This window comes from Fundidesulfovibrio butyratiphilus, assembly GCF_054657235.1.
Genome location: NZ_BAAHXA010000002.1, coordinates 140,079 through 152,506 on the forward strand (window position 1 = coordinate 140,079; position 12,428 = coordinate 152,506).

10 protein-coding genes and 1 riboswitch are annotated in these 12,428 nt (G+C 64.2%); of the genes, 3 read left to right on the plus strand and 7 right to left on the minus strand.

The window, feature by feature from the left end:
- Nucleotides 1-11: 11 nt before the first annotated feature.
- Nucleotides 12-671 (plus strand): precorrin-8X methylmutase, encoded by a 660-nt coding sequence (locus ACYQ01_RS11740; RefSeq protein ID WP_459934050.1) that lies wholly within the window; start codon nucleotides 12-14, stop codon nucleotides 669-671.
- A gap of 89 nt (nucleotides 672-760) precedes the next feature.
- On the opposite strand, the gene ACYQ01_RS11745 is transcribed toward ACYQ01_RS11740, so the two are convergent.
- Together ACYQ01_RS11745 and ACYQ01_RS11750 are read right to left on the minus strand one after the other, a co-directional pair.
- Nucleotides 761-1,750, minus strand: coding sequence for a sensor domain-containing diguanylate cyclase (locus ACYQ01_RS11745; protein WP_459934051.1), 990 nt, complete (start codon nucleotides 1,748-1,750; stop codon nucleotides 761-763).
- Entirely contained in the window at nucleotides 1,744-2,370 is a 627-nt protein-coding gene (locus ACYQ01_RS11750) for a chemotaxis protein CheC (RefSeq protein WP_459934052.1), read from the minus strand. Before ACYQ01_RS11750 ends, ACYQ01_RS11745 begins: the two co-directional genes overlap by 7 nt.
- 610 nt (nucleotides 2,371-2,980) lie before the next feature.
- Between ACYQ01_RS11750 and ilvB the strand changes: the two genes are divergently transcribed.
- On the plus strand, nucleotides 2,981-4,693 hold the full coding sequence (gene ilvB, locus ACYQ01_RS11755; protein WP_459934053.1) for a biosynthetic-type acetolactate synthase large subunit: 1,713 nt from the start codon (nucleotides 2,981-2,983) through the stop codon (nucleotides 4,691-4,693).
- A gap of 299 nt (nucleotides 4,694-4,992) precedes the next feature.
- Here ilvB and ACYQ01_RS11760 read toward each other — a convergent pair whose 3' ends face one another.
- From ACYQ01_RS11760 to aroC, 5 genes are all read right to left on the minus strand, one after another.
- Complete coding sequence (locus tag ACYQ01_RS11760) at nucleotides 4,993-5,820, minus strand: tetratricopeptide repeat protein (RefSeq protein WP_459934054.1); 828 nt, start codon at nucleotides 5,818-5,820, stop codon at nucleotides 4,993-4,995.
- Between the two features lie 194 nt (nucleotides 5,821-6,014).
- Nucleotides 6,015-7,469 carry an outer membrane homotrimeric porin gene (locus ACYQ01_RS11765; RefSeq protein ID WP_459934055.1) on the minus strand — a complete coding sequence of 485 codons (1,455 nt, stop codon included), beginning with the start codon at nucleotides 7,467-7,469 and terminating at the stop codon, nucleotides 6,015-6,017.
- 316 nt (nucleotides 7,470-7,785) lie between these two features.
- On the minus strand, nucleotides 7,786-8,817 hold the full coding sequence (locus ACYQ01_RS11770; protein WP_459934056.1) for an SAM-dependent methyltransferase: 1,032 nt from the start codon (nucleotides 8,815-8,817) through the stop codon (nucleotides 7,786-7,788).
- Entirely contained in the window at nucleotides 8,814-9,443 is a 630-nt protein-coding gene (locus tag ACYQ01_RS11775) for a TetR/AcrR family transcriptional regulator (protein ID WP_459934057.1), read from the minus strand. Before ACYQ01_RS11775 ends, ACYQ01_RS11770 begins: the two co-directional genes overlap by 4 nt.
- Nucleotides 9,444-9,946: 503 nt before the next feature.
- A complete protein-coding gene (gene aroC, locus ACYQ01_RS11780) occupies nucleotides 9,947-10,999 on the minus strand; it encodes a chorismate synthase (RefSeq protein ID WP_459934058.1) in 1,053 nt (350 codons plus the stop codon).
- A gap of 347 nt (nucleotides 11,000-11,346) precedes the next feature.
- A riboswitch (cyclic di-GMP riboswitch) is annotated at nucleotides 11,347-11,425 on the plus strand.
- 73 nt (nucleotides 11,426-11,498) lie between these two features.
- On the opposite strand from aroC, the gene ACYQ01_RS11785 reads away from it, so the two are divergent.
- Nucleotides 11,499-12,410 (plus strand): sensor domain-containing diguanylate cyclase, encoded by a 912-nt coding sequence (locus ACYQ01_RS11785; RefSeq protein WP_459934059.1) that lies wholly within the window; start codon nucleotides 11,499-11,501, stop codon nucleotides 12,408-12,410.
- Nucleotides 12,411-12,428: the final 18 nt, after the last annotated feature.

Genomic DNA, 12,428 nt, shown 5'->3' on the forward strand with positions numbered 1-12,428 from the left:
AAGGAGTCCCCATGGACGAAACGACCCTGATGCCGGTGTTCGAGCCCCAGGCCATCGAACGCGAGAGCCTGGCCATCATCGACGCCGAAACCCCGGAGCCGCGGCCCTTTTGCGGCCGGCAATGGGTGATAGCCCGCCGGCTGGTGCATACCACGGCGGATTTCGACCTGCTCAATCACCTGCGCTTCCATCCCCGGGCCGTGGAGGCCGGACTGGACGCCCTGGCCCACGGCGCCACCGTGGTGACCGACACCCGCATGGCCCAGGAGGGCATCCCGCAACGGCGTCGTCAGGCCCTGGGCTTTTCCGTGGTCTGCCACATGGGCGATCCCGACGTGGCGGCCACGGCCCAGCGCCTGGGGGTCACCCGGGCCCGCGCGGCCATGGACGCGGCCGTAGAGCTGCCCGGCCCCCTGGTCTTCGCCCTGGGCAACGCGCCCACGGCCTTGCTGCGCCTGCTGGAGCTCGTCCGCGAGGGGCGCGTGGAACCGGCGCTCGTGGTGGGCATGCCGGTGGGGTTCGTCAACGCCGCCCCGTCCAAGGCTCTGCTCATGGCCCAGGACCGCATTCCCTACATCGCCCTGGCCGGGCGCAAGGGTGGGTCGGCCCTGGCCGCCGCCACCGTGAACGCCCTGGCCCAAATCCTCCTGGACGAGCGCGCGCAAGGCTGATCGACGCCGGACGCGCTTCGCGCGACGTTTAATTTCGGCTCGACCGTCAGGGTCAAAATTTCGGAAGTCGGAATTTCGGAAGGACGAATTCAGCAGGAGGCGAGGACGCAGCGATTGCGGCCCTTGCCCTTGGCTTCGTACAAGGCCATGTCCGCCGCGTGGAGCAGGTCTTCCAGGCTTTGCCCCGAGCCGAGCGCGGCCACGCCGCAACTCACCGTGCAGCGAATCTCTCGGGCGTCCTTGTGCACCACGGTGTCGGCAATGCGCCGGCAAATGCGCTCGGCCACGATCATGGCGCTTTTCGCCACGGTCTCGGGCAGCACCACGGCGAACTCCTCTCCGCCCACCCGGCCAAAGGTGTCCATGTCGCGCACCTCTTCGGCGCACACGGTGGCCACCACCCGTAAGACCTCGTCGCCTGTCAGGTGGCCGAAGCTGTCGTTGACCGTCTTGAAATGGTCGATATCGAGGGAAATCAGCGACAGGGCGTGCCCATAGCGATTGGAGCGGCGCACCTCCTTGGAGAGGGCGCGGAGAAAGGCCCGGCGATTGAAGACGCCGGTGAGCATGTCAACGGTGGCCAATTCGAGCAACCGGACTTCCATGCGCTTGCGCTGGGCCACCTCTTTTTCGAGCTTAGCCTGAACGCGCAAATTCTCCTGCAGACGCTTGTGGATCTCGGTGACGTCTTGCAGCGAAAAGACCACGGCGTCCACCTGTCCGGTCTGGTCGCGCAGCCCGTAGGCCATGGAGTGCTGCAACCGCCAGCCCCCGCCGGGCAGGGGGGACGGAATGAGAAAGTTGTGCAGGTGATAGGAAAAAATGGCCGGCGGCCCTCCCGCGAACAGGTCGGCCACACGCCTGACCACCAGGGGCTTGGCGAACAGGGGAAAGGCCTGGCGCAGGTCGCGTCCCAGCACGGCGCCGCGCTCCAGTCCGGTCCACGATTCCAGACAGGCGTTCCAGAACACGATGCGGTGCTCGCGGTCGATGGCCAAAATGCCCATGGGCAGGAAGTCGATGGCGGCGAAACGCGGAGACTGACCGGACGAAGGCGGCTGAAACAGCGCGGCTAGCATACGCCGCCACCGCCCAGCGCGTTCATGGCCGCCAGCAGCTTGTCGAACGCGGCCACCTGAAAAAAGACCACGATGTCACCCTCGGCCACGCCCTGTTCGATGAGAAAGCGGGTCTTGACGACCAGGATGATGCCGTCGTCGTCGGGATTGATGTCGAACAGGCCCTTGACGCTGGTCTCGAAGTAGTCCGGGGGAAAGTAGTCCAGGCTCTTTTCCAGCATGGTGGCGATGGAGCCCATCACGCCGTTGAGCACGATGTTTCCCACCTCCTGAATGGCGCCGATGCGCAGGGAGTCGAAGTCCATGGAGGCGTCGTCGAGGTCGCCGATCAGGCGCGAAACCAGCCACGAGGCGCTGGAGCGGGGAAAGATCAGCCCCGACCAGCCTTCGAGTTCACCCTTGAAGCCCATGCGCACCGTGGACAGCATGGCGTCCGGGGTGATGCCCATGCGCTGCGCCAGTTCGTCCTTGCCGCCGAGAATAACCACTTCGGGCAGTTCGAGGCTGACATGGGAATCGACCATCTGGTTGATGAGTCCGGCGGCCTTGCCCATGCCGATATTGATGAGCTCCCTGAAGATGTCGAGCTGGTAGTCTGAGAGCAACGTGTTTTGAGCCATGAAACGCACGGGGCCAAAGGGTTGGAACGCTGGAAGTCTCTATAGCCCATCTGTCATAAAGGGCAAGGGAAAAGAAAAATGAACGGCGCGACGCGCCCGTCAGCCCTGCCTTTTCAGGGTGTTGGACGCTACTGTTTCCGATGTACGAGCCTATACCTGTTGCTTACGGATTTCAGATCAAACCCGTTCACGGGGAACGCGCCGCCCCCCACCCTTTCCCCCCGCCGCACGGGAACACGCGTCGCCCGGACGCCGGGACCTTGGGGAAGACGCCGGGTGTACTACAAAACGACGGACGAATCCGTTTCTCGCCTCGATCGACGGCGGGAGGGGGCCGGGGGAAGGGGGCGCAGAAAAATTCCACCGCCCCGTTGACAGAATTTCGGAGCCGGCGTACTTGCAAAACACGTGATCGCCATGAATATGCAAACCAACACCCTCGTCCTATCCCTCGTAGTAGGCATGACCGTATGCCTGGGTCTCGCCCGCGTGGGATGAACAGCGTGTAGCTTTCGTTTTTAACCCCCGTTGGCGCGGACGCCGATGGGGGTTTTTCTTTCCTGCTCTGCTCCCCCTTGCGCCGCGCCGACCAACCGTCTGGAGGTTTTCCATGGGTATGACCGGTGCGCGCTACATCGTCGAATTTCTGAAACGCCAGGGCGTGCGCGTGGTCGCGGGCATCCCCGGCGGCTCCATTCTGCCTCTGTACGATGCCTTCGCCGACAGCGGCGTGGTGCGCCATGTGCTCACCCGGCACGAACAGGGCGCGGGGTTCCTGGCCCAGGGCATGGCCCGCCTGAGCGGAAAGCCCGGCGTGTGCATGGCCACCTCGGGTCCCGGGGCCACCAACCTGGTCACCGCCATCGCCGACGCCCGTCGCGACGCCGTTCCCCTGGTCTGCCTGACCGGCCAGGTGCCCCGGTCCATGCTCGGCACCGAAGCCTTCCAGGAAGTGGACATCGTGGCCATCACCCAGTCCATCACCAAATGGAGCGTGCGGGTGGACGACGCCAACCAACTGCCCGAATTTCTGGCCAAGGCCTTCGCCCTGGCCGCCGCCGGACGCCCCGGCCCGGTGCTGCTGGACATCCCCCGCGACGTGCAGAGCCAGGTCATGGGAACCCACCCCTTCCTCGAGGTGAAAACCCCGGACACTCCGGCGCCGGACGCCAACGCCGTGGCCCGCGCGGCTGAAATCATCCGCACGGCCAAGCGCCCCATGCTGCTGCTGGGCGGAGGCGCGGTGCGCGCGGCCTCGCAGGCCCTGGCCCTGGCCGAAAAGGTGCAGATGCCCGTCACCGCCACCCTCATGGGCCTGGGCGCCATCCCCGCCGGGCACCCCCTGAGCCTGGGCCTGCACGGCATGCACGGCCACGCCTGGGCCAACCAGGCCCTGGACGAGTGCGACGCGCTGGTGGCCGTGGGAAACCGCTTCGACGACCGGGCCACGGGCGTGGTTTCGACCTTCTGCCGCAACGCCAGGCTGATCCACATCAACCTCGACGCCGGCGAGATGGGGCGCATCCTCAATCCCGAGGTGGCCATCGTGGCCGATTCGGCCAAGACCCTCTCGGCCCTGGCCGACGCCCTGGCCCCCCAGGAACGCCAGCTCTGGCTGAACAGGATCCGCACCCTGCGCGAAGCCGCGCCCCAGACCGGTGAAAAGCCCCAGGCCGGCCACGCCCGCCACGTCATCGCAGCCGTGGCCGACCGCGTCGACGAGAACTCGATCATCGTCACGGACGTGGGCCAGCACCAGATGTTCGTGGCCCAGCACTTTCCGTTCGCCAAACCCGGCCGCTGGCTCACCTCGGGCGGCCTGGGCGTCATGGGCTTCGGCCTGCCCGCGGCCATCGGTGCCTCCCTGGCCGATCCCGAAGCGCGGGTGGTGCTGTTCACCGGCGACGGCAGCCTGAAGATGAACATTCAGGAACTGGCCACCCTGGCTGAAACCGGAGCCAACGTGAAGATCGTGGTGCTCGACAACCAGAGCCTGGGCCTGGTGGTGCAGCAACAGAAGCTGTTCTTCGGCCGCAAGAGCCAGTCGAGCTACTCCGGCCAGGTGGATTTCGCCGCCCTGGCCCAGGCCTTCGGCGTGCGCGGCGTGGACCTGGACGAGGAAAAACATCCCGCCCAGGCCCTGAGCGACGCCCTGGACCAGGAAGGCCCCTGCCTGATCCACGCCCGCGTGGACAGCGAGGCCATGGTGTTCCCCATGGTGCCGGCCGGAGCGGCCAACACCGAAATGATTCACTGCTGCGGCATCGAAGCCGATTCCAGCCCGGCCAGCGACGACTTGCCCCAGGCGGTGAACATGGGGTGACGCCCGAAAAGGCAACGGCTTGAAACGTCAGGGGAGGAGCGGCCGGACCGGCGCTCCTCCCTTTTTTTCGCCCCTGGCGCAATCCCGGGTCCAAGCGCGCGCGATCCCGAGCCATTTCACGTGAAACTCGGCCCCGGCAGGCGCTCCACGGCGCTTGCCGGCGCAGGGACAGGCCCGGGCGGCACGCGCCGGAGTCGGGCCGCAACGGAGCCGCAACGGGGCCGGAGTCGGAAACGGAGTCGGAAACGGGGTCGGAACCTGCGGACCGCCAGCGACAGGCGAAGAACGGCCCCGGGGGGTTACTCCTCCAGCCAGGGCGCTCCGTCCAGGTCCAGACCGACCACGTCCTTGTTCTGGCTCAGGCGCATGCTTTCCAGCTTGAGCTGGGCCCAGGTCATGCCCGAGGCCTTGAGCAGCGCCTTTTGCAGGAGCAGGGCCTCCAGGAAGTCGGGGTTCAACTCCAGGGCCTTGGCCAGGCTCACGTACGCCCCGATCATGTTCTGGTGTTCGAAGTGGGAACGGCTGGCGTTGAAATGCAGATGCTCGTCCTCGGGATTGAGCGTGATGCCGCGCTGGTAGTAGGTCACGGCCTGCTCGTACAGGCCGGACTTGCGCATTTGTATGCCGAAGAGGTTGAAGAGGTGCTTGTGTTCCGGCCCGAAGGCCAGATCCAGCGTCATGAGCTTGTCAAAGATGGCCAGTCCGCTCTCGACCTTGTCCAGGGACAGGCAGGCGATGCCCAGTCCGAAGATGGCCCGGATGTTGTCTTCGTCGACGGACAGCACCTTGCGGTAGTCGTTTTCGGCCCTGGCGTACTGTTTTTCTTCCAGGTGCCTGTCCCCTTTGGCCAGGTTTCGGGCCACCTTCTGCATGGCGGGCTTGATGCGATTGAAATAGTAGAGCGGCTCGGGGGTGTAGGCGGCCAGAAAGTCCTCCAGCTCCAACACGGTCGGCTCGCCCACGGGGTAGTCCTGGGCGTTCAGGGGCTGGACGTGAATGACGCCCTCTTCGTTGCGCTCGGCGTAGACGAAGACTTTTTTGTCCGTCGGAGCGGCCTCGGGCTCGTCCCCGTTCTTCTTGAGCGAGGCCGCCATGCGAAAGCCGATTTTCCATTCCTGAACGGACATTTCCGGTCCTTGGTCATCCGCCGAAGACGGAGTTTTCGAACCTGTACGACCAGGGCCCGCGCGGGTCAATGCGGGTGACGCGGGAACGCGACGCAAAACTCGTGGCGCCCGCCAAGCGACAAAAGAAAACGGGGGAAGGAGCCCCTCTTGCGTGAAGACTCCCTCCCCCGGTGCGCAGAGCGCCTGCGGTCGATTTAGAACTTGTACTGAAAACCGAAGGAAACCTTGACCGCGTCGGACTTGGAAGCTTCATGCGTGAAGCGCCGACCCCAAACGGACTGCTGGAACGTGCCGTGGGCCCAGCCGGTCTCCACGATGAGCGCCAGGTTTTCGTAGATGTTGTACTGATGGTCGAGTCCGATGGCCACGACCGAGTCGCCCTGGGCCAAGTCGCGTCCCATCTGGAAGAAGGTGTTCGCTCCCCAGATGAGGTTGCCGGCGCGAACGGCCTGGCGCGAGTTGTTCCCCATGGCGTAGGAGACGGTCACCCGGCTGAGATTGTCCTTGATAAGGGAAATCTTGTTCAGGGCGGCCACGAAGCCCCAGCTGCCCATGGCGTTCAGGGTCATGCTGTTGAGCTGATAGGCCTGGGAGCTGTCGAAAAGGAACGAGTTGCTCGGTCCCCAGAAGTTGGCCACCACGGGCATGCGTTCGGAACCGTTGACCGTGGACGAATCTTCGCCCGAACCGTACCAGAACGACAACTGCGGGGTGACCGCTTCAAGACCCACATATTCCACCGCGGCGTCGATGAAGTAGCCGTGGCGGCGGTTCTTGGACCGGTCCGAGTCGTTGCCTCCGCCGTAGATCACGTCGGCGTAGAAATGGAACGGATCCAGGGCGGTCACGCTGAAGGAGCTGCCCACCCAGTAGTAGAGATTCACGTTGTCACGCAGCCCGTTGGGCGTGGCGCCGTAGCCGGCGCTCATCAGGTTGGTGAGCAGGTTTTCGTTGTTTACGTTGGGATAGGAGCCCACGGGGGTGTTCCAGTACCCGGCACCGCGGCCCGCCACGCCCAGCACGCCCCAGGGAGTGGCCTTGAAGCCGTCCAGGGTCACGGGCAGGGCCAGGAAGTAGCCGTCCAGGGTGTCGCTGGAGGGCGTGGTGTTGGCGGCGAACAGGGCGTTGGTGTCGAGCCAGCGGACGAAACCGGCATTGAGGCCCAGGGTCTTGTCCAGCAGGGGCATGGTGACCATGGCCACGGTGGAGCGCGTGCCGATCACCGGGTTGGCGTTGAAAATGGAGTTGGACAGGGGCAGATCGAAGTTGATCAGGCCCACGGTGAATTCCGCCTCGGTGTTGGGCCACTTGAACTGCAGAAAGGCCTGATAGACATCCAGGCAGGGGGTGGGATTGTCCACGGTGAAGGTGTTGCTGCCCCAGATGCGGTTGTTGACGCGGATACCCAGACGAAACTTCAGGTTCTCGTTGGCGAAAAAGTCGGTGCGCAGGCGAAAGCGCTCCCAGATGAGAAAATCGTCAATGGTTCTGGTGCCGTTGTAGTTCCAGCCGGTATAGTTGACGTTTTGAAAATAGGTGGCGTGTATCCGCGCATCGCCAACCATTCTCACTCGCGATTCCGCCTTGGCCTGGACGCCGAGTCCAATCATAAGGCCAAGAACAACCAATCCCAAAAGACAGCGCTTCACAAACTCCCCCTTCTGCTGAAAAAATTGCCAAAGACCTGGCCGTGGAAAACAACCGAAACCAGGAAATCCCAAACGCCGGTCGTCGCCGGCGTCCCCATGTCGAGCCGTGCGCCATCCTCGGGTCAACCCAGATCAGACCCTTGGATTCGGCTCAATTTTACATATTATGTGATTTTTTTCCTTTTTGCAACCGAAAAACGCTTTTCCTCTATTGCCGCGAACCCGCGGTCCGCGCCCCTCCAGGCCCTTGGACCAACAAAAAAGGGAGCCCGGAAATCGGGCTCCCCGAAAACGCGCTCCGGCATGCGGACTTCGTTCACGCGTCCATGGGCCGCTGTCCCAAAAACACCTTGAAGCCCGGCGCGACGGCCGAGGGCGTAACCACGTCGACGCAAAACCCAGCCCGCCCCATGACCCCTGGAAACGCTTCGGGATCGACCAGAACGGAAGCCCCGGGAGTCATGGCCGACCACATGTGCATGACCGCGTCGAGGGGGGCGTTTCCGTTGCGACACAGGGTGGCGACGGCCAGTGTGCCACCCGGTTTCAGCCAGCCGTACAGGCGGCCCAGAAGCTGCGTGTGCTCGGACTCCGGAAAGTAGTAGAGGTTGTTTAAGAGCGTGATGCAATCGAACCGGCCGGAAAAATCCAGGGCGCGCACGTCGCTGGCCAGCACCCGGGCCCGGGAGGCGTACCCGGCGGCGCGGATCTTTTGTTCCAGGTCCCGGGCGATGGACTCCACCCGTTCGACGCCCGTGGCCACAAGCCCGGGATTCCACGCCAGGGCGTGGAGCAGGTACGCGCCCGACCCGCTGCCGATCTCCAACAACTCGAACGCGCCCGAGCGCGGGAGGATCCCCTCCAGAACATTCTTGAGGACCGGTTCGGCCACGCGGGACGAGCGGGCGATGATCTCGGAAAACCGGTCGGTCACCTCCAGGAGCTCCCGTGGATCGGTTTCCCGGTCCAAGGCCTTGCCGATGTAGGACACGTGCAGTCCGCCGACCTCCTCGGCCAGGGCCAGAAACGGATCGAAGGCCGCACGCGACAGGGAGCGGGCCAACCGCCCCTTCAGACGAAAGCGCCCATCGTCCCGGGCGAGCTGTCCCACGGTCAGGCCGAGGTGCAAAAACGCCTCCAGAACCGGGGCCGCCCCAGGTTCAAGCCGCATGGCGCGCAAGAGCTCGGGCGTCGAACGCGACCCCGATCCCAGCGCCGCCAGAAGTCCCGACTGCCCCGCCCGGGCCAAAAAACACACCGTATAGAGCCCCTTCATGCTGCGGGAAAGACGCCAATATGCGCCCGCCTGGCCGGTCACGATCCACTTCAAATAATCGAAAAATTTCATCCCCGCCCCTCCGTGGTGTCGAGCAATCCCTGTTCGAACTGGTTCCATGCCGCATCGAGCCGGGAGGTCGCCTGGTCCGCGTCAAAGGTTTCGGCGCTCAAGGCGTCCACCAACTCGATGAAATACAGGCCGAAAAAACTTCTCCCCGCCAACAGGCTGTCGGTCGTTTCGCGGTATTCGCCTCGCCGTTTCGCTTCTTCAATCAGTTGCGCCACCTGGCCGACGAAACGCAGGGTGTACTCCACCACGCGCCGGCCCCACTCGCCCCGCAGGAACAGCGACTCCTTGACCAGGACCCGAAACAGGGCCGGACGAAGGGAATAAAAGGCGTACAGCCTGGAAGCCAAGTGCAGCAGTTGATCCCGGCAGGCGCCATGGCGCGGCGTATCCGCCCAGGCGGCGGTGAGTACGGTGTCGATTTCGTCCTCCAGGGCCGCGGCCAGCAAGGACGGTTTGTCTGGAAAATGGGAAAAGATCGTGCCCTCGGCCACTCCGGCTTGGCGAGCCAAACGGCTGATCGGCGCGTCCACGGCGCCTTCCTCCGAGTAGATCGCCTTGGCGGCGGCCAGGATCAGACGCCGCGTTTCCAGGGCCGCGGCTTTTCGGCGCGTGGCGGGGTGTTTCATGGTGCCCTCAAGTGGATTCATTGGTTGAGTAAACTCAGTGAGTATACTCAACAAAGAACCCGGTCAAGGGGTCGTGTTCGCTCTTCGCCCGATACCCGGGCGTTCCCGGGCCGAGGAAAACGCTTGTTTTCACAGCCCGTTCGCAGACACAAAACGCATGCGTACCCTTTGCCGAAACAATGCGACGCAACACCGACGAGAGGAAGCGGGCGAGTCCCCCCCGGCATCCCGTGGCGCATGCGCTCTAAAGACTCTGGAATTTCGATGTGCTACAAATCGTCGAGGCGAAGTCCCACCGTGCACGGCGGACTTGATTTCCCGCGACACCTTGCCCCCATGAGAACGACTTCTCCAAGAAAAGCCTCCCCAACGGCGAGGACACCCAGGCCTTGGGCCGGCTCTTGCGGCCGACCTCACGACCCGGGTCTTCAAGGCGCTGAACCTCGTGAAGGGTTTGCGTTATTTTGGAGCAACGCGGCCAGCGAGGATTATTCAGCAGGCCGCTAGGCTCCCCTTCGGTCGAGAAGCCAGAAATCGGCCAAGGTGAGGAGCACCATGGCCTCGATCACGGGATTGATGCGGGGAATGGCGCACACGTCGTGGCGTCCCGGCACGCGAAGCGTGGTCGGTTCGCCGGCCGTGGTCACGGTGCGCTGCTCCTTGCCCACCGAGGGAATGGGTTTGACCGCCACCCGGGCGGTGATGTCCTGGCCCGAGCTGATGCCCCCCAGGATTCCCCCGGCGAAATTGGTCTCGAACCCGGTGGGCGTCAGGGCGTCGTTGTTTTTTGATCCATAGGCCCTGGCCGACCCCAGGCCGCCGCCGATCTCCACCCCCTTCACCGCGCCGATGCCCATGAGCGCGTAGGCCAGGCGCGCATCCAGCTTGTCGAACACCGGTTCTCCCAAGCCCGCCGGAACCCCGGTGGCCGTCACCCCCACCACCCCGCCGATGGAGTCGCCTTCGGCCTTGACCTGGCGCACCCGGTCGTCCCACAGGTCCACGATGGCGTCGTCGGGTGCGTAGAAAGGCCGGGTGTGGGCGTTTTTCGGGTCCGTGACCATGCAGGGGATGTCGCCGAACTCCAGGGTGTAGGAAAAGACCGCAATCCCCACTCCCTGGAGCAGGGCCCTGGCCACCTCGCCGCCGGCCACCCGGGCGGCCGTCTCCCGGGCCGAGGCCCGTCCGCCGCCCCGGTAGTCGCGTCGACCGTACTTGGCCTGGTAGGTGAAATCCGCGTGTCCCGGTCGATAGAGGTCCTTGATGGCGGAATAATCGCGGGAGCGCTGGTCGGTGTTTTCAATCACGAAGCCGATGGGCGTGCCAGTGGTCAGCCCTTCGAACACCCCGGAGAGCAGGCGGATGCGATCCGGCTCCTTGCGGGCCGTGGAGGCCGCGCCCTGTCCGGGCTTGCGCCGGTCCAGCCCGGTCTGGACGCGGTCTTCGTCCAGGGGCACGCCGGGAGGACAGCCGTCGACCACCCCGCCCAGGGCCGGTCCGTGGGATTCGCCGAACGTGGTCAGTCGAAAAAGGCGTCCGAAGGTGTTTCCGCTCATGCCCGCTCCCCTGGCAACCTGTGGACCATGCCCGACACCCGTGTCGCATCGAAACGGCCAGATCCTCGCGTGCGCGCACTGCGCACCGGGTGGAACCGTTTGCCGAGTCTTGTCCGCATGTTTTTGAACAGGTTGCTCGATTCTGTTGTTTCCACGGACTGCTAGCCCGGATGGCCGATTCGGGCAAGAGGAAGGCGCTCCGGTCCGACTCCGAGCGGGGCATTCCCCTCTCCGCGGTCTTTTCCGATTGCGAAAAACGGAAACCCAGTGGCCAACCTTGACCGCCCCCCGCTTCCGCCCAAGCCCTTCCGGTCTTGACGGAGGTATTGCCCTTCACTATAGGCTCGATTTTGAAAAGCCTACCCTGCCGTGAGGCAGGTGTCCGGAAAGCCACGGGTCTCAACGCGAGACAGCCGAGCCGCCAGAAGGGATCCCCGTTCCCTCATGGCGGCTTTTTCGTTTTCAGGCCACGTTCAGGAAAAAAGGTATCGACATTCCCATGAAAAACCAGATGCTCCGGCTTCAGAAAGAAGCGTCCTTCAGCAAAAAGATCATCGAAAAAGCTGCCGAGGGCATCTGCGTCGGCTGTTCCGCCCCGCCCCCGCTTTTTGTCGAGTTCTCTGTCTGGAACGACAAAATGACCGCCATCACCGGCTACACCCTGGAAGAAATCAACCGTCTCGGCTGGCCCAACGCCCTGCAGCAGGACCCGGACAAACGCCGCGAGACCCAACGGATTTTCACCCTGCTCAGCCAGGGCAACGAGGTCAGCGGACTGGAACGCGAAATCGACTGCAAGACCGGCGAACGCAAGATCGTGAACATCTCAACGTCCATCCTGGACACGGAGGACGGCAGGCTGCACATGCTGGCCTTCGTGCAGGACGTGACCGCCCGCAAGAAATACGAAGCCCTGCTCGTGGAGCGGGCCAACCGGGACTACCTCACCGGCATAGCCAACCGCAGGGCCCTTTTCACCCGGCTCGAAAAGGAGGTGGCCCGGGCCGCGCGAGTGGAGGCCTGCCTTTCCGTGCTGCTGTTCGACCTGGACTTCTTCAAGCTGGTCAACGACACCTACGGCCACCTGGTGGGCGACGAAACCCTCAAGCGGGTGTCGGCGCTCATCGCGTCGGAACTGCGCATCTACGACGAGGTGGGTCGTTTCGGCGGCGAGGAATTTCTGGTGGTGGCCCCGGAGACCTGCCTGGACGGGGCCTGCAACGTGGCCAACCGCATCCGCGACAAGATAGCGCTCACCATCATGCGCTCGGGCGAGACGGCCTTCTCGGTGACCACCAGCGTGGGCGTCTCCCAGTTGCGGTCCGGCGACACCGTGGACGAACTCATCAAACGCGCCGACGACAACCTCTATCTGGCCAAAAGCTCGGGCCGCAATCAGGTGCGGTGTTGAGGGAGGCGACAAGCCGCG

Excerpts from the sequence above, each read along its gene's own strand:
- ACYQ01_RS11770 (WP_459934056.1), bottom strand. The coding sequence starts at position 8,817 with ATGAAATTTTTCGATTATTTGAAGTGGATCGTGACCGGCCAGGCGGGC.
- ACYQ01_RS11760 (WP_459934054.1), bottom strand. The coding sequence starts at position 5,820 with ATGTCCGTTCAGGAATGGAAAATCGGCTTTCGCATGGCGGCCTCGCTC.
- ilvB (WP_459934053.1), top strand. The coding sequence starts at position 2,981 with ATGGGTATGACCGGTGCGCGCTACATCGTCGAATTTCTGAAACGCCAG.
- ACYQ01_RS11775 (WP_459934057.1), bottom strand. The coding sequence starts at position 9,443 with ATGAAACACCCCGCCACGCGCCGAAAAGCCGCGGCCCTGGAAACGCGG.
- ACYQ01_RS11750 (WP_459934052.1), bottom strand. The coding sequence starts at position 2,370 with ATGGCTCAAAACACGTTGCTCTCAGACTACCAGCTCGACATCTTCAGG.
- ACYQ01_RS11740 (WP_459934050.1), top strand. The coding sequence starts at position 12 with ATGGACGAAACGACCCTGATGCCGGTGTTCGAGCCCCAGGCCATCGAA.
- aroC (WP_459934058.1), bottom strand. The coding sequence starts at position 10,999 with ATGAGCGGAAACACCTTCGGACGCCTTTTTCGACTGACCACGTTCGGC.
- ACYQ01_RS11785 (WP_459934059.1), top strand. The coding sequence starts at position 11,499 with ATGAAAAACCAGATGCTCCGGCTTCAGAAAGAAGCGTCCTTCAGCAAA.
- ACYQ01_RS11745 (WP_459934051.1), bottom strand. The coding sequence starts at position 1,750 with ATGCTAGCCGCGCTGTTTCAGCCGCCTTCGTCCGGTCAGTCTCCGCGT.